This is a genomic window from Paenibacillus sp. J22P90 (assembly GCF_059692195.1).
Window position 1 is genome coordinate 118001 of the sequence record NZ_JCAUAY010000014.1, and the last position, 17746, is coordinate 135746.

Genomic DNA, 17746 nt, shown 5'->3' on the forward strand with positions numbered 1-17746 from the left:
TTTGACTAGCGTGCTGGAGAGAAGCCAGCGATGCCCTTCAGAATAGCTTCAATTTGCTCAAGTGTTGCAGCGTCTAATTCAACATCCACAGCCTTCACGTTTTCTTCGATCTGTTCAGGCTTGCTCGCGCCGATCAGTGCGGTGCTAACGCCTGGCTGACGAAGTACCCATGCGATAGCCAGCTGAGCGATGGAAACGTCTAAACCCTGAGCTAACTGTTCCAACTCATGAACCGTCTGCAGAACCTCGTCAGTGAGATAGCTCTTGATGATACTATTCACGGAGTCGTTCGCAGCACGACTATCTGTTGGGAGAGGTTGTCCCAGTTTATATTTGCCAGTTAGAATACCTTGCGCAAGCGGTGAAAAGACGACCTGACCGAGCCCTTTCCGCTCGGATACTGGGAGAACCTCGTGCTCGATATAGCGCTCAAACATATTGTAGATCGGCTGATTTGAAATCAGCGGACGTAAACGTAGACGCTCAGCAATGCTAGCGGCTTCGGTAATTTGAGCGCCGTTCCATTCGCTGACAGCGGGGTAAAGGATTTTGCCCTGCGTGACTAAATCGTCCAGCGCGCGAAGCGTTTCCTCCAATGGCGTGTTAACGTCATAGCGATGGCAGAAATAGATGTCGATGTAGTCGACGCCAAGTCGTTTTAAGCTGGCATCACATTGCTCCATGATGTGCTTGCGGGACAGTCCGCGATCGTTAGGGCCGTCGCCCATCGGAAAATACACTTTCGTCGAGAGCACATAGCTCGAGCGCTCGTAGCCTTGGAGCGCGGCACCCATCGCTTTCTCGCCTTCGCCACGATTATAAGCATTCGCGGTATCGAAGAAATTAATGCCGCTTTCAAAAGCTTTCGCGATACAAGCATCCGCGGCTTTTTGCTCGGCAGCTGTGCCGTAGGTAAGCCAGCTTCCTAAGGCGATTTCACTTACTTTTAACCCACTGCGTCCTAGATTTCTGTATTTCATTTGCTGCTACCATCCTCTCATTTCCACTTGTTGCTGTAAGTATAAGCAAGGCGGGAGGGACCGACAAGAAGGCACTATAAGTTCAGTTAGTTACGTGAAGTTAAGTAGCCGGCGGCGAAATGAGTCAAATTAGATGGACAAAACCCAGTTGTTTCGGTATATGATGATTCTAAAAGGACGGTGTATCTATGGATACTTTGCAGCAGCCTCGCAAGCATGAAGAACGCCATGTCATTAGTTTTCTTGAAATTGTGGATGTGGGCACAGGGGAACGCCAAGTGTTGGCTGAATTTGATGATTTAATTGAGGCGCCGAATTGGACGCGTGATGGTAAGCGTCTTATTTATAATCGGAAAGGCCTGCTCTATACCTATGACATTGCTACTAGAGAGAGCAGCGTGATCGACTCTGGGTTTGCCAATTGGTGCAATAATGACCATGTGCTGTCCCCGGATAATTCGCAGATTGCGGTTAGTCATCACACGGAGGAGGACGGGCAGTCACGTATTTATGTGCTTCCGCTAGCAGGTGGACAACCGGTCTTGATTACGCCGATGGCTCCAAGCTATCTTCACGGATGGTCGCCTGATGGGCGTGAATTATCGTATTGCGCCGAGCGAAATGAGGTGTACAACGTGTACACGATTCCGGTTGAAGGCGGCGTGGAGCGGCAGCTCACCGATGTTCCAGGGCTTGATGATGGACCCGAGTACTCGCCTGATGGTCAGCATATCTGGTTTAACTCGACGAGATCCGGCCTCATGCAGGTGTGGCGAATGAACGTTGATGGCAGTGAGCAGACGCAAATGACCGTGGATGAGAGCAATAATTGGTTTCCGCACGTAGCTCCGGACGGGAATACGGTTGCTTTTATCGCTTATCGCAAGGGAGATGTAGAACCTGGTGCGCATCCTCCTAATAAAGAGGTCGAAATTCGGTTGATGGCAAGTGAGGGAGGTCCCTCTCGGACTTTAGTATCTCTGTTTGGTGGACAAGGGACGATCAACGTCAACTCGTGGTCACCGGATAGTCAGCGGTTAGCGTTTGTGAGTTACAGATTGAAAGTTTAGCAACCTACCTAATCCAATCAGTAAAAGCAGCGATAGTCATTTCCTGAGATTTACCTTATAATGACAATTAAGTGACGAAGAACGTCCCGTTCCATTCCATTGAGTGGATGCGGGGCGTTTTTCTATTTTTCAAGAAAGGGATGAGAAAATGAATGTAGATGAAGCACATAAAGCTTTTATTCAAACACATGTGGACAAACGAAGCGGGGAGCGGCGAGGCAGATTGGAGAGGGGCCATGGGCATGGAGAGGCACTCTTTGCGAAACAAATATGGTGGAAGTTGCGAGGCGATTTCGAGAATCTTCACCCTGAATATGTGAGGTGCTTGATTGGCGTGGGCGCTCCTATTTCGCGGATTTGGTGTGGTTGCCAGGTTATGTGAAGCTATTAATAGAAATAAAAGGGTACGCCTCGCATGTTCGTGACCTTGATCGACAGAAGTTTTGCAATGAATTGAACCGCGAGACATTTCTTCAAGCGATGGGATATCAGGTCATTTCTTTTGCTTTTGACGACGTAGAACAAAGACCAGAGCTGTGTATTGCTTTGCTGCGCATGGTGCTAGCAAGATATCAAGCAAGTCCAACACCTGTCCAACGCGCCAACCTGGCTGAAAAGGAAGTACTTCGCCTCGCCTTTCAGCGTGCAGAGCCGATTCGTCCGAAGGATGTGGAGCAGCATTTTGACATTGATCATCGAACAGCGGTTATGATGCTTAAGAAGCTTTGCTCGAAAGGCATGCTCACTCCTGCTTACAGCGGAAAGGGGCAGCGTATCGTGAAGTATGCATTAGCAGGGGAAAGTTTGCTAGCAAACATAGATTAAATGGAAAACATCCAGCTATTTTCGCATGAAATCATGTTTTTATCCAATTAACTGGAAAATATGTAGCTAATTTCAGCGAATACTACGGAATAGGCCTGAAACGCAGAAAATAAATGGACAAAATCCATCAATTTTCAATAATCATGCTAAAACCACTAAATTAGCTGTATAAAATCCAGTTATTTCGGCACACCCGTCCAACTCTCGCCATGCGCGCCACCCAACTCCCCACCAGCCACACAATGAAAAAGCCGCCCCCAGGTCAAAACCCGAGGACGGCTATCACATCACAACCCCAACAAAAACGGCACAACCATATCGGCAATTCGCCGATGGCCAGCCTCATTCGGATGTAGGCCATCCGAAGTGAAGTGCGGCAGCGTCAGCTTGTTCAGTCCGCTTTCCGCGTACAGATTCAGGACTGGCAGCCCATACAGCTGGCCGATCTGCCGAATCGCTTCAACATAATCAAGCAGTCGATGTCCCGCCGCATTGACGTAGAAGATGTCGTATTGATCTTTGTCCCGCTGAAGCGGCGTCCACAGACTTAGCCTGCACGTCGGGCTTTTCGTCAATATATCCTCAATTAATGTGGCATAGGCGCCATGAAACGTAAACACATCCGTGCTGCCCAGCTCCCCGATCGGCTTTTCCAAACGGAAATCATTGACCCCTGCAAAGATGGTAACGCAATCCAAGGAAGTGTCGATTGTCCGGCCAACATGGGTCGTCGCACCGTAGTCACGGTCGCCTCCGGCTGTCATGGGACAGCCGCTTTTGCCATAATTGATCACGCTCGCGAAGCCTAGCGCTTCCTGAACAAGCGGCTGATAGCCGCCGGCTTCCGTAATGCTGTCACCGAGCGTGCCCCACGTTTTTCCCACCCATTTGTTAAGCAAGTTAGTGAGTCCCCTTTCAATCAATTCTCTTCTTCATAATGAACAGAACCCACAGCGACCTCATGATTTGCATACGCTATCCCTGGATCTTCTCCCAGGTAGGCACCTTGCTCAATCAACTTGCGCTGCAGCACAGGGATAGAAACCTCGCGGAAGCCCACACCAGCGACGCTCGCTATGGAAGCAGCGACACCTGCTGCTTCACCCATCGCAAAGCAGTTCGGCATAACGCGAAGCGAACCTTGCACGGGACGATCAGACGAAACGGAACGTCCAGCGACGATGAGGTTCGACTTGCCCTGCGGAAGCATACAGCGGTAAGGGACGCCGTGGGATTTTCCTTTCGGCAGATGCTTAATCGTCATCGTGGAGTTGGCATTCGCCAAATGAATATCGATGAAATAGGAATTGCGCGCAATATCGTCTTCGAACGTACGCATCGAAAGGAAATCCTCGACAACAAGCGTATAGTCGCCTTGAATACGGCGTGTTTCGCGAATACCGATCTGGTCGCCGGAGTGGACGAGGAATATGTTTTCGAAGCCAGGTACGTATTTTTTCAAAAACCGAATCTGTGTATCGATCAATTGACGGCCTTCAATCGCAGCGCGAGTCAAGTCTTCTGCTTTTGTGCCATCGATATTGAAAATATGTCCAAAGTTAAAGCCGACCACGGAGTTGGATATCCAAGCCATTCCTGAAATACGCTTGCGACCTTCAGGCAGTTCACCATTTTGCTGGGCTAAGGTTACAAGTTCTTCAAGCTGCGGATGCTGCCCCGTTTCAGTGAGAAATTGAGAGAAACGCTCCTTATCTGCCCCCGTCACCACATAACACATCGTTCCAGGCTGCAGATCACCGTTGTTACCGCCTACTTGAAAAGGAACCCCTGCCAGCGCCGCAAGATCGGCATCTCCAGATGCATCAATATACAGTTTCGCTTGCACGACAGAGCGGCCGGATTTATTGCTAATAACGAGTCCGCTGATGCGATCGCCATCGAGAATTACCTGATCAGCAACGGTATGGAACAGAATTTGCGCACCGCTGGCTAATACTTCGGCATCATAGACGCGTTTGAGTGTCTCTACATCAATAGGTACCCAGTCCAGAAGCTTCTCATAACGGTTAAGAAAATCAGATCCAGCCGCATGCTTCATTTTTTCAAGCAAATCTAGGCCAATGCCTCGAATAACAGGCTTTTCTCCATCTGTATAAGGACAAAATGCAGGCACAAGCGCAGCCGTACCCATACCGCCGAGATAGCCCCGCTGCTCGATTAAGAGCGTACTCGCACCATTCCGAGCTGCCGCGATGGCAGCAGCGATGCCTGTGGCACCGCCGCCAACGACGACGACGTCAGGGGTGTGACTGACTGTAAGCTTTTGAGCGGGTATCGTAACGCTTAATGTATGATTCATTCGGATTTTCCTCCTAGTGTCTTTGTTTTCATTATAGATCGCTGATCGAAAGGAACTAGTTTAATTTTTGTTTCATCATAAAAGTAAGCGTGTTATGCTGGAGTCAATGATCACCTTTTTCAAAGCAACAGCCTGGAGGTGCACGATCCCCATGACCATCACCCGCAAGTCAGTCACACTCAAAACGATTGCAAATGAACTCGGTTTAACCGTACAAACCGTGAACAAAGCGCTGAAAGGCAAGCGCGGCATGTCGGAGGCGACCCGCCAACTCATCGTTCAAACAGCCGAGAGGCTCGGCTATTACACGATGGATCAGATCCGCAGTCTAAGGCTGGATCATATCGCTCCTTATCCGAGTGAACGACTGCGTTTCCTGCTCGTGCAGACAGCCGAATCCGTGTCGTATAACCGCCTGCTGCTGCAGGGGCTGCAAGATCGCTTTTTTTCCTTCGGTCATCGGATTGAGCTTCTCTTGCTGCCGCAGTATTTAAAACAAGACAAAATGGCCAACTGGCTGGAGGAAGCGGGAATCTTGTATGCGGACGGTGTGTTCATTGCGCCGAGCATCCTGCCGAAGGAATGGGAAACACCGCTCTTTGATCTTCCCATTCCACGCATTCTGCTAAGCTTCCCGCCAACTGGTGTGAAAATAGATAGTGTGATCTGGGATGTCTATGAAGCGACTTGCCAAGCTGTAGCTTATCTTCGAAGTCAGGGGCATGAGCACATCATGTACGTAGGAGATATTCAGCTGCAGCGCGGCTCTATATTACGCTGGCAAGCGTTTAATTACGCCATGCAAGCTTCCGGTATCATTCCTACACCGACGGAGCATTGCATCGGCGTGCGCGAGTCATCCACGCTTTGGCGCGAACAACTCTCCATGCAAATCGCAAACAATAAGCCGACAGCGATCATCTGCGGCATCGATCATGAAGTGCCAGTGGTCTATGACGTTTGTAAGGCACTTCAACTCCGAATCCCAGAAGATATCTCCCTGGTAGGCTTCTTGAACGAGCAGCCAGATACGCTGCCAGAATTTACACGACCGCTGCTGCCGATCTCACAAACCGGATATCGCGCAGCGGATCGGATGCTGTGGCGAATTGCGAATCCGACCTTACCTTTTGAACATATTCGCATTCAAGGTGAATTCCATATTGGTCTTACAACCGCAGGGATTTCATCCTAAAGCCAGTCATCCCTTCCTCACCATAAGATTGCACCAGAAATCATAAGATCCTCCTATGTGTCATCGTTATGTCCAAGCTATAATGAAGAGAACTGCTACTAGGGAGGCCGACACCAGATGTATAAACTTGTCATTGTGGATGATGAACCGACAGTACGTTACGGGTTAAGCAATTATTTTGACTGGAAGGCCTGGGGAATTGAAGTTGTAGGTGAGGCGGATGATGGTGACGTTGCGTTAGAGGTTATAGAGCGTGAGAAGCCGGATATTGTGCTAACGGACGTACGTATGCCTAATATGGATGGCATTCAAATGTCCAACCAATTAAGTGAACGATTTCCTCATATCAAAATTGTGTTCGTCAGCGGTCACGATGATGCTGAATATTTGAAATCTGCGCTGAAGGTTAAAGCGGTTGATTATATGTTTAAGCCCGTCAATTTGGGTGAACTGGAAATCGTTATTGAACGATTAGTAAACTTGCTAAATGCTGAGCAGCAGGAGCGTAAACTCGTAGAGGACATGCAAATTAAGCTGATTCAGAGCATGCCATTGCTGCGGGAAAAATTCCTAATGTCGTTGATCCGTGAAGGGGTTATATACGCAAACCGCGTGCAAGATCGTATCGATTTTCTGAGTTTAAACCTGCCGATGGAGAGCGCCTACTGGGTTATTGCTATTCGTATCGATGATGCAACGGAGGTCGCACAAACGCGGTCCGAGCGAGATCAACAGCTGCTTTCCTACTCCGTTCTGAATATCGTGCAGGAGCTGATTGAGCGAGATATTGGCGGCTATGTGTTTGAAAATCAGATTGGCGAATTCGTAGGAATACTTCGCATGACTCAGGAAGATGATCAGGAAAGCTTACTGTTCACTTTGGCCGAGGAAGTGCGCGAAAGCCTTCACAACTATTTAAAAATCAGTGTGACGATCGGTGTAGGCGAGCGGATTTCTAAGCTTGCCAGCCTTCCGCAATCGTATTCGCAAGCGAAGGAAGCGGCCGACCAACGCTGGTTCCTGGGGAAAAATCAGATCATTTCCATGGACAATTTGGAACAAGATGAGGAAAACGCATACCGCTTCGATGCCTCGCAGCAAGAGCGAATCGTCTCTTCTTTGAAGTCCGCAGATACCTTGAAGGTGCAGGAAGATTTGCATGAGGTGTACAATGCATTATCGCGTAACCGGACGGAAGGCATTGCTTATGGACGTAACATCAGTTTGCAGCTGTTGTTATTAGCGAGCCGAATACTTCTGGAGCTGCATGTACAGAAACAGGATCTCGAGAGCAAAGAGAACGAGCTTCTAGCGAAAGTGTTCCAGCAAGAGACGTTAGGCGCGTTACGCGGGCTTGTTGAGGCACATTTGCTTGAAGTGTGTGAACGCATCGGCGAGAAACGAAATGGCAAATCCAAAAATGTGATCGAACGAACACGGGCGATTATTGATAAACGTTTTGCGGAGAACCTGCAGGTGGGGGATATTGCAACCGAAGTGTTCCTGTCCACGACGTATTTGTGTTTGCTTTTTAAACAGGAGACTGGGGAAACGATTAACGAATATATGACCAAGGTTCGCGTGGAGAAGGCGAAAGCGTTATTGAAGGATCCCGCCAACAAGTTCTATGAGGTGTGCTATGCGGTGGGGTATTCGGATCCAAGCTATTTTAGCAAAATATTCAAGAAATATACGGGATATACGCCGAGCACCTTCCGTGAACAAGTCATGTAGAGAGAGTAGGTTTACGCATGCATTTTAAGCACCGAAGCTTGGCGTTTATTACGATGATTTTTAAAAGCGTTCTAGCCGCAAGGCTTTGGCTGATCGCCTATGTGGTTTTAATTATTCTTCCTGCTTCCATTTTTCTATATGCGTATTCCCAGCGATACTCGCACATTTTGGAAGAAGAAGTGACGCGTTCAATGCTTCAAACGTTGAAGCAGGCTGAGATTAATTTAAATCTTCAGTTCGATTCGCTGCGTGACACGTCAAATACGTTATTTTTGAATCAGAAACTAATGGATTATTTAAGTAATAGAACACCCTACAATGAACAAATTGATGCGTTGAAGGAACTGCGTTATTTAATTGATAATGGCCAGGCAAATACGAATGTGTTCCGTGTGCGTTTATATGTGGACGAAAATAAGCTCTTCTCCCATGAAAAAGTAAATTTCTTCCCGATGGATGTACTCAAGACACGTCCCTGGTATGCCGATGTTGAGCAAGCAGGCGGTCGTCTCGTTTGGACAGGCGTGTATAAAGAAAGCTTTATAAATCGAGATGATGCTTATATTTTCTCGGGTATTCGCCTCCTTAGGGACCCTGATCATTTCGATACCATATCAGGATTCTTATCCGTTGATGTTGATGCTAAGACGCTTGAGAATATTATCGCAAGTATTTCACTGAACAAAGACCAACGTGTCTTCATTGTTGCACCGAATGGCAGTATTGTGTTCCACAGTGATAAATCTTTACTCGGGACGAAGCTGTCAGATGAGGTTCTATCCGTTATAGGTGGCAACATGGAAGGCGTATCACCGATTATTGAAAATGATAATCAGCAGTATGTTGTGTACACAACTGTGGATGAAACTGGCTGGAAGCTCATAGCGGAAGTGCCGAAGAAGGGGATCAGCTCACGTGCCACCTCGTTAAATCAATTTTCGAGCGTAGCAACGTTAACTGGGGTGACGGTGTTATTTCTTATTCTTGTTTTCATTCTTTTAGCTTTTATTGTTCGGGGAATGAATCAAAGGGTTCAGACAGTGATCAGAGTCATTAAGCGAGAAGGTGTTGCTGGACTAGATGAAAGGCCGAATACCCCATATGGTGATTTTAATCTTCTAGAAAAAAGCGTTGATCATCTCATCCATCGTGTGAGGGATTTAATGGAAGAGACCTATAGATCCAAGGTCCAAGAACGCGAGGCACAGTTACGAGCCCTGCAGGCCCAAATCAATCCCCATTTCCTCTATAACACGTTGGATACGATTAACTGGATTGCCATTGGCCATAAGGCGCACGATATTAGCCAAATGATCGACGGTCTAGCGAAATATTTCCGACTTAGCTTGAACAAGGGGAAAGATGTCGTAACGGTGACGGATGAACTGGAGCTTGCCAAGGTGTACTTGGAAATTCAACAGACGCGGTTTCCCAAAAGCTTTGAGTTCGAGTTTCAACTCGTTGGAAAAGATGAAGCGGGCGAGCTACCGAATACAGGGGGTTCTTTGGAATCGTGTGTAATTCCCAAGCTCACCTTACAGCCCATTGTCGAAAATGCGCTGCTCCACGGTATCCGTAAATCCAAAGGGAAAACAGGCAAAATTACAATTCGCGCTGCTATAGAAGGGGATAATCTGCTTCTTTCTGTGACAGATGATGGCATCGGCATGGATCCTGAGTTTGCACAAACCTTGCTGACAGAACCTAGACCATCCATGCGCACAGATGGCTCTGGAAGTTCCTATGGCTTATACAATGTCAATGAACGAATTCGATTGTTCTCAGGTGAAGCTTACGGTCTTAGCATACAATCTCAGCTTGGAGAAGGAACGACGATTACAGCCAGATTTCAGCTTCAACGGCAAGCAACAGAATGAACCAGCTGACGCCCAGAGCATTTCTCGAACTATAAGCCATGTTCTGGGTGGTGTTTTTTCATTAATATCGAAAGATTGCACCAGAAATACAAATATTATCACCTATATCTCATTCTGAGCCCTCGATATAATAATTTCAAGGAGTTGATGTAAGCGTTTACGAATTAGCGGACTGTTAGTAGAGCAACACGCCAATATTTGAAGACAATGAGGAGGATTAGAAATGATGAAAAAAAGACGTATGCTTACAGGCGGTTTGGTGTTGACGTTATCGGCCATGTTTGTTTTCTCGAGCACAGCGATGGCTTATTCACACACGGGGGGTGTTACAACCGAGTACGATCTCTCTTACACACAAAGCAAAGTGACTACGAATCAAGCACCTTGGAATAGCGCCTACACGAGTATGCTCGCAGACGCGAATGCGGGGCTTCTAGTTTCAAGCCATGCCGTCGCTACTTGGAATATTCCAAATGCTTATACGGATGCGACGGGGCACAATGCGGCAAAGCTGCTTATGGAGATCGACGCGAAGGCAGCTTACTCGACGGCATTAGCCTACCGCTACACAGGCGACACAGCTTATGCTAACAAAGCTAGAGACTTGATTAATAGTTGGGCAACGACCAATACGAACATTACGGGATCAGATGCTCCGTTGGTAACGGCTTACTTGGCTGTTGGCTTAATTAAAGCCGCTGAATTGATTAAGGGGTACTCCGGCTGGAGCAGTACGGATCAAACGCAATTTGTTTCATGGGTGACGACAAAATGTTTGAACAAATGGGATGCGATCGGTCAGCGCAACAACTGGTGGGATTGGAGTCTGTATGCCCAATTGTCTCTCTACCATTTCACAGATAACAGCACAGCTTTTGCGGCAGAAGTAGCCAATCTGAAAACACAGATCGATACGTCAATTGATTCGCAAGGCTTTATTACGGATGAGACAACACGTGGAGCTAATGCGATGTGGTATCACTACTTCGCGCTTGCGCCGATGACTGCGGCAGCTGAGATTATCTACAATGATACTGGTGAAGATTTGTACAACTGGACCTCGGCTAACGGCAAAAGCATCAAACTCGCCTTAGATAAATTCTTCTATTATGTCAATGGACATGTGGGAGAATGGCCGTATGGCGGAACGCAAAATTTCGCGAACCCGATGGTTGCCAACAAATGGCCGGTAGATTTGTTTGAGGCTATGGCGGAAGTGTATCAAGAACCGAGTTACGAAAGCTATGTTGCTCCTTACCGTCCGATTACGGCTAACGTTAACAGCAACAGCGGCTATTACTTGTCCTACTCGTGGATGTATCCGACCTTGCTGAAATCCACGACCAAAGTGGAAGCAGAAAGCTATAGCGGACAGTCGGGCATCGTCGTAGCCGCGACTGCCGATGTCGGTGGAGGCAGCAAAGTTGGTCAAACCGCGAATAACGATTATGTGTATTACAATAACGTCAATTTCGGAAGCGGCGTCTCCAATATTCGCTTCAGATACGCAACGCCGAATACGAATGCTGTTCTAGAGCTGCGCAGCGGAAGCTCAACAGGCACATTACTAGGCACAGTCTCCTTATCGAGCACAGGCAGCTGGACGTCTTACCAGACAGCATCCGTGCCTGTGACAGGGGCGAGCGGGACGAAGAATGTGTACGTTGTGTTCAAAGGCGGCACGTCTGTTGCTGATTTGAACTGGTTCACGTATTAATACTTAAACGAATAGGGCTGTCTACCGAGTAGCATCAACTACTTTGGTGGGCAGCTCTTCATCACATCAACCCGGACTATCGAAAGGAGGGAAGGAATTGGCAGCTGAATCGATCCAAAATCAAAATTTGAGACCGTATATTGTGTATGCGGATCAGTTGCATTTTAAACAGTGGAACACGCACTCCAGAATCATCACCGATTATTTGCTGCTGTACGTGCTAGACGGTTCAGCGCAGTTATCCGTTGAGGGGAATACATATCAATTGAAGACCGGGCAGTTCAGTTTCATCCAACCTGGAATCGTTCATCAGCTCGAATCGGCTTCATCTCTGACGGTTCTAGCGCTCCACTTTGTGCTGCTTCCGTCTAATAATGGGGAGCGGCCGCCAATGATTGTGCCGATCGAGCAGATGCTGGGCCCAGTTGTGGCCAATATGCAGCCCAGTCTAACTACATTTGCTGACATTGATATACCTGTCGTTTTTACTTCGTCCAGAAACGAATGGATGGTTGATGTGTTTCGGCAATTACTCGAACACTGGAATCGGAAAAACGCCATCGATTTGCTCCAAGCCAATGTGCATGCCTCAGAAATTATTTTGCAACTATTAAAAGAATATACATCCCAAGACAGCTCAGAACATAAGAGCTTAACCTCTTTAAATTGGGTGCCTGCTTACATGCAGTATCGGCTATCCGAGCCGCTTTCTGTGGAGGAAATGGCACGTAAAGCGTTCATGTCCCGTTCGTATTTCTCGATGGTATTTCGAAACCAATTCGGTATGGCCCCTCATCAATATTTGCTAAAACAAAGGCTAGATTATGCAACGGAATTGTTGCGAGGCACCTCGATGTCGCTGCAAAGCATCTCGGACAGCTGCGGGTTTTCCAGTGTGCATCATTTTTCAAAAATGTATAAACTGCGCTTTGGATGTCCGCCAAGTCATATAAGACGAGAATAATGAAAAAGACGTTTTGATAAATTTATTGCGTTTTTTGATAAAGCCAAACGATGCATTCTCCACCTATAATGGTGCCATATACTTTTATTACTTCAAACTCAGGGAGGCCGTTATGATCTCGTATGCAGGCATTACTAATCCGTTCGGTACTGGCGCCTACAGTGTAGAGCGAAACTCGAAGGTGTTGCGAAGATACAGATACATCCATGAGCAGTTATTTCGCTTAGCTGCGGGGCAGCTTCCCGCGAGAGCCCACTGGCATCTGAAGGCAGCGCTGGGCAAGCATCTTTTCGAGGATGCAGAGGCGACAGGCTCACTTCGTCAGCGCATTCTGGAATTGAGAACTTCCCCTATGCTCTTGCAAAAAGAGCCGAACGCCACACTTGCTTTACTATTTGACGAGATAATTCATGCGGAGAGTGATCTGGAGCTGCTTGTTGGTGTGTACCGAGTGATGAAACCGGCTTTGCTGAGAGCGTATACACAACATATCTCGGAAACCCAGCAGCTTGTCGATTATCCGACGGTTCGCCTGCTGAAGGTGCTTTCCTCCGATCTGCGCGAGCAGATCGAGTGGGGGGAAGCCATGATTGCGGCACTAGAGCAAGAAGGGGAATCCTTGGAGCAGGCTGCGGAATTTGAAAGCAGAATCCGAGGCTATTTAGAGGCAGCCGGAGGCATTAGCGGCGATCAGGGCACTTCCACTCATGTTCCAGCCAGGTGGCGGTCCGGGAAAGTCTACGAGATGCCGAAAAAGGCCATACGGGATGCTAAAAGGATGGGACCACCTGCAATCGGACGTACAGCCATTCCTAACTTGCCTGATGATCCTGTGAAAATCCGATTGATCGAAATGATGAAGGTCAGACAAGAGGAAATGTCGGCTGTTGAAAATTTGGCAAGCGTCATTTATGACCTGAAGCAGATGCCATGGGAGTTTTATCAGGATTTGTCCCGGCATCTGTGGGATGAAGTGCGGCACGCGTTGTTCGGCCAGGCGGCACTCGAGGCAGAAGGGGTCGATTGGATGTCGTTGCGGCAATATGTGGGCGGCTATGATCCTCTGATTGAGAAACTGCCAGCTCAGCGATATGCGCTGTTGAGCATTGGCTTTGAAGAAAAAGCGATGCGGCGTCCTGGCAAAATCGCGGAGTACGAGTTTTGCCGTGACGATGCCAAGCACCCGCTGATGGAGCGGTTCCAGGATTACGACTGGGCTGACGAAGTGACGCATGCTGCGTTCGGGCGCAAGTGGACGCCGGAACTGTTCGGTGAAGACCTGGATTACGTCAGGCAGGTCGCGGATGTGGATATGGCGGAGCGGGAGAAATTTTTCCAAGCTTGGGCGAAGCTGCAAGAGGCGGAGGGTTAAGATGCTGGAACCATTCAGGAATGTCTTGAATGACAAGACCCTCACCCCCCCAGGGATTGACATGCAGATTGCGCTATGGTCCTTGCACCAGTGGGGCAGCGGAGGCAAGGCATGGTCCGTTGAAGAAAAGTTTGAGAAGATCGCCGAAGCAGGATTTACTGGCGTGTTGACGCGTTTTGCAAACTATCAAGAAGGGGAAACGCTGCGGAAGCTGGCAGATCTATATGGACTATCGTTCGGGCTTCCGATAAACGTCAAATCTCAGAAAGAGTTAACGGAGGCAGTCAACATCGCTTGCTCGCTGGGCGTACAGTATGTGAACTGTCATGCCATGGATTATTACGCATCCGATGAGGAGGCGATCCGGCTTTTGATAACGATTGTGGAGACAGCGCACACCTCGCGAATGCCGATCTTCGTTGAAACTCATCGCGGTAGAGTTACGCAAGACTTGAAGCGCACAGCGGCATACGTGAAGGCGTTACCCGAGCTTCGATTGACAATCGATTTTTCCCATTATGTTGTTGCGGGGGAGATTTCCAGTCCTGAAGCTGTATCGATCGAGGAAGAAACGTTGTTCAACATGCTGCTGCAACGCACATCCAGCATCCATGGCCGTGTATCTAACGGACAACAAGTGCAGGTTGAGCTTTCACCGGAAGGTTCTCACCCAATGGCGGCGCGTTTCGGGAGCTGGTGGACACGAGGTATGACGAATTGGCTTCGCGATGCACAGCCTGGTGACCAATTGCCGGTCGTGTGTGAATTTCTTGCTTTCCCATACGCGTTAGCGCATAACGCCTTCCGCGACCCGATCGGAAAGGAATTGGCAAATCGCTGGGCGCAATCACTTTTGATGAAAGAGATGCTGGAAGCCTGCTGGCGTGACGCACAGCATCTGTCACGGTGGACGTGTTAATCGTATGCAAGCATTCATGGACGAATCTCTGAAAATAACTCAAATAAACGAAAGAGGGATGACAATGAGCAACCAACCTACCCAAACTTATGATTTTCAAAGAAAGATCGAAACGTACGATTCAGCGGATGTTGTTGTCATTGGCGGAGGGCCGGCTGGCACAGCGGCTGCTATTAGTGCGGCAAGACTAGGGAAGAAAGTCACGCTGTTGGAAAAATCAGGTCAATTAGGCGGCATGGGCACGCTTGCGAATGTCAGCGTATTTATGCCGATCGGCAACGTAACCGGTATTTACCGTGAGATGATCGCGGAAGCATTGGCGGATCATCTGCCGAAAGATCATGATGTGTCGATCGCCCCGCAATATTCTCCTTTCATAATAAGACAGTATCTAAATGAAAAGATGAAGAAGGAAGGAATCAAGGTCATCTATCATGCGGAGTTTATCGGGACGGTAAAGGAAGACAGAACCGTGAAGGCTGTTATCGTTTCGACGCGTGAAGGCTTAAAAGCGTTCGAAGGTAAGCAATTCATCGACTGTACGGGAGATGCAAGAGCCGCAATTGATGCTGGCGTATCCTTCACGTCAGGTAGAGATGAAGACGGCATGACCCAGCCGATGACATTGATGTTTATGATGCAAAATACAGGTCAGCCCGTGAAGCAATTTTTGCCTGAAGGCTGCTATCATTACGAAGAAATCTCGGATTTACCTCAAGGCCGCCGGTTATATTGGGAGCGAAACAATGATGGCCAATTGCTTGTCAATATGACGCGTGTTAAGGGCAATGGCGCTAAAATCGAAGATGTCAACTTTGCTGAGACAGAGGCATTGAGACAAGTGTTTTCCGTCGTCAATTATTTGCAGCGGAACGGATTTGAAAACTACGCGCTCTCCCATGTTCCGAATCAAGTCGGCGTCCGGGAAACGAACCAGATTCAAGGACTCTACACCCTAACGGAGCAGGACGTGGTGAACGGAACGCGCTTTGCGGACGTGGTCGCACAAACGAACTACGAAATCGACATCCATAGTCCTGATGGCAAAAAAACAACGGATGAGCGGAAAGTCGATGGCTACGATATCCCTTACCGTTGTATGGTGAGCGAGCAGCTGGATAACCTGCTGGTAGCGGGAAGATCGATCTCAGCGACTCATGTGGCGATGTCTTCTATGCGTGTACAGGCGACTTGTTATGCGCTTGGGCAAGCCGCAGGAATCGCAGCATCCATCGCCACAGACGCTGCCTGCCCAGTCCAGGACATTTCAATCGAAGCGCTTCATAGCGCTTTAGGCGCTCAGGATGTTGTGTTTTATAAGCAAGTTTCCTATCAATAAAATTTACAAGATCAAGCCGCCTCTTACGAGAGGTCGGCTTTTTTTGTTAAACACCATAAGATTCTACCAGAAACAGGAATATTACCACCTACAAGTCATATTTCAATCTGATACAATCACAACAGTAACGATAGGAACAAGTAAAATTGATAAAGTCATCGATTCGGAATGAGGGACTACATGAATAATGAACTTCGAATAGAACACAGCATGAAAGGTTATTTCATAATTTTGGTAATTAATGGTAATAAGTATCAATTGGATAAGCGTACTACGTGGGAAGAATCTTTAGCATGTGCTCTATATGTTGCAACAAGAATGGAAATTCCGGTGATGACGAGTGAAGGGGTAATTTTCGAAAGATCATAAGATTGCACCAGAAACAGAAATATTACCATCTACAAGTCGCCTCTTGTCACTTATATAATTAACCTATAAGAACACGGAGGTGAGTCATTCATGAGTGTTACACTAACAGAGGTTGAACAAAAAACAGCTCACGCCAAGCCGAAGACAAAAGGCAGCGGTCGTTGGAAGCTGATCGTAACCAATTATGATTTATACCTATTATTAGTGCCGGGGTTATTAATTCTGTTTTTATTCAAATATGCACCAATGTATGGGATTATTATCGCTTTTCAAGACTTCAATATTTTCGATGGTTTTATGGGAAGTAAATGGGTGGGGTTGGATCAATTTGAAAAGCTCATTCATTCGGAAGAGTTTTATCAGGTATTCATGAATACCTTGTTGATCAGTCTTTATAAAATTGTCCTGCTCTTTCCGATACCGATCATCATTGCGCTTTTCTTAAATGAGGTTCGGAAGGCATTATTTAAGAAGACGATTCAAACGATTATATTCCTTCCGCATTTCTTGTCTTGGGTCATTATTTCCGGATTGTTCATTAATATCTTATCGCCATCAGGCGGCTTAGTGAACAACGTAATTCAGTGGTTCGGAGGGACGCCGATTTCCTTCTTCCTAGACAACGATTTCTTCCGAAGTGTGATCGTGTTTACAGCAGGTTGGAAAGAATCAGGTTGGAACGCAATTATTTTTATCGCAGCGATAGCAGGAATAGAGCAAGAACAGTATGAAGCGGCTTCTATTGATGGTGCAGGACGCATCAGACAAATGATCCATATTACCTTACCAGGAATTGTACCAACGATCGTTCTAATCTTAATTTTACGCATGGGTTACTTGCTTGAAGCGGGTACGGAACAGATTTTGACCATGTATAACTCAGTCGTCTATCAATCAGGTGATGTGATCGGGACTTTCGTTTATCGTCAGGGACTTGGTCAACAAGATTATAGTTTTAGTACAGCAGTTGGATTATTCAACTCTCTTGTTGGGTTTATCTTGATCGTAGCTGGCAATGAACTCAGTAAAAAGCTGATCAAGCGAAGCATATGGTAGGGGGTACTG

General features: G+C 47.5%; 14 protein-coding genes. 11 read left to right on the plus strand and 3 right to left on the minus strand.

The genetic code is table 11. The features are described 5' to 3' along the window. Window positions 1-5: 5 nt before the first annotated feature. Window positions 6-980 carry an aldo/keto reductase family protein gene (locus AC58UX_RS30390; RefSeq protein ID WP_497259818.1) on the minus strand — a complete coding sequence of 325 codons (975 nt, stop codon included), beginning with the start codon at window positions 978-980 and terminating at the stop codon, window positions 6-8. A gap of 188 nt (window positions 981-1168) precedes the next feature. Between AC58UX_RS30390 and AC58UX_RS30395 the strand changes: the two genes are divergently transcribed. Together AC58UX_RS30395 and AC58UX_RS30400 are read left to right on the plus strand one after the other, a co-directional pair. Beyond that, window positions 1169-2050 carry a TolB family protein gene (locus AC58UX_RS30395; RefSeq protein ID WP_497259819.1) on the plus strand — a complete coding sequence of 294 codons (882 nt, stop codon included), beginning with the start codon at window positions 1169-1171 and terminating at the stop codon, window positions 2048-2050. A 321-nt stretch (window positions 2051-2371) separates the two neighbouring features. After that, window positions 2372-2875: a hypothetical protein gene (locus AC58UX_RS30400; RefSeq protein WP_497259820.1), complete on the plus strand. Its 504-nt coding sequence runs from the start codon at window positions 2372-2374 to the stop codon at window positions 2873-2875. Window positions 2876-3162: 287 nt separating this feature from the next. Here the strand turns inward: AC58UX_RS30400 and AC58UX_RS30405 are convergent, their stop codons facing one another. Both AC58UX_RS30405 and AC58UX_RS30410 read right to left on the minus strand, forming a co-directional pair. After that, window positions 3163-3774, minus strand: a complete 612-nt coding sequence (locus AC58UX_RS30405; protein ID WP_497259821.1) for an SGNH/GDSL hydrolase family protein — start codon at window positions 3772-3774, stop codon at window positions 3163-3165. 20 nt (window positions 3775-3794) lie between these two features. Further along, the gene (locus AC58UX_RS30410) at window positions 3795-5195 is read right to left on the minus strand and encodes an FAD-dependent oxidoreductase (RefSeq protein WP_497259822.1); all 1401 of its coding nucleotides are present in this window, start codon (window positions 5193-5195) and stop codon (window positions 3795-3797) included. A gap of 151 nt (window positions 5196-5346) precedes the next feature. On the opposite strand from AC58UX_RS30410, the gene AC58UX_RS30415 reads away from it, so the two are divergent. The 9 genes from AC58UX_RS30415 (at window position 5347) to AC58UX_RS30455 (ending at window position 17737) form a co-directional block, all read left to right on the plus strand. Then, a complete protein-coding gene (locus AC58UX_RS30415) occupies window positions 5347-6390 on the plus strand; it encodes a LacI family DNA-binding transcriptional regulator (RefSeq protein WP_497259823.1) in 1044 nt (347 codons plus the stop codon). A 117-nt stretch (window positions 6391-6507) separates the two neighbouring features. Further along, entirely contained in the window at window positions 6508-8124 is a 1617-nt protein-coding gene (locus tag AC58UX_RS30420) for a response regulator (protein ID WP_497259824.1), read from the plus strand. 17 nt (window positions 8125-8141) lie between these two features. After that, entirely contained in the window at window positions 8142-10001 is a 1860-nt protein-coding gene (locus AC58UX_RS30425; RefSeq protein ID WP_497259825.1) for a sensor histidine kinase, read from the plus strand. Window positions 10002-10224: 223 nt separating this feature from the next. Then, window positions 10225-11718 (plus strand): carbohydrate-binding protein, encoded by a 1494-nt coding sequence (locus tag AC58UX_RS30430; protein WP_497259826.1) that lies wholly within the window; start codon window positions 10225-10227, stop codon window positions 11716-11718. 97 nt (window positions 11719-11815) lie between these two features. Continuing rightward, window positions 11816-12682 carry an AraC family transcriptional regulator gene (locus AC58UX_RS30435; RefSeq protein ID WP_497259827.1) on the plus strand — a complete coding sequence of 289 codons (867 nt, stop codon included), beginning with the start codon at window positions 11816-11818 and terminating at the stop codon, window positions 12680-12682. A 112-nt stretch (window positions 12683-12794) separates the two neighbouring features. Further along, window positions 12795-14054 (plus strand): hypothetical protein, encoded by a 1260-nt coding sequence (locus tag AC58UX_RS30440; protein WP_497259828.1) that lies wholly within the window; start codon window positions 12795-12797, stop codon window positions 14052-14054. Window positions 14055-14079: 25 nt separating this feature from the next. Beyond that, window positions 14080-14973: a sugar phosphate isomerase/epimerase family protein gene (locus AC58UX_RS30445; protein ID WP_497259829.1), complete on the plus strand. Its 894-nt coding sequence runs from the start codon at window positions 14080-14082 to the stop codon at window positions 14971-14973. Between the two features lie 64 nt (window positions 14974-15037). Beyond that, window positions 15038-16312, plus strand: a complete 1275-nt coding sequence (locus AC58UX_RS30450; protein ID WP_497259830.1) for an FAD-dependent oxidoreductase — start codon at window positions 15038-15040, stop codon at window positions 16310-16312. Between the two features lie 459 nt (window positions 16313-16771). Then, window positions 16772-17737 carry an ABC transporter permease gene (locus AC58UX_RS30455; protein WP_497259831.1) on the plus strand — a complete coding sequence of 322 codons (966 nt, stop codon included), beginning with the start codon at window positions 16772-16774 and terminating at the stop codon, window positions 17735-17737. Window positions 17738-17746 lie beyond the last annotated feature (9 nt).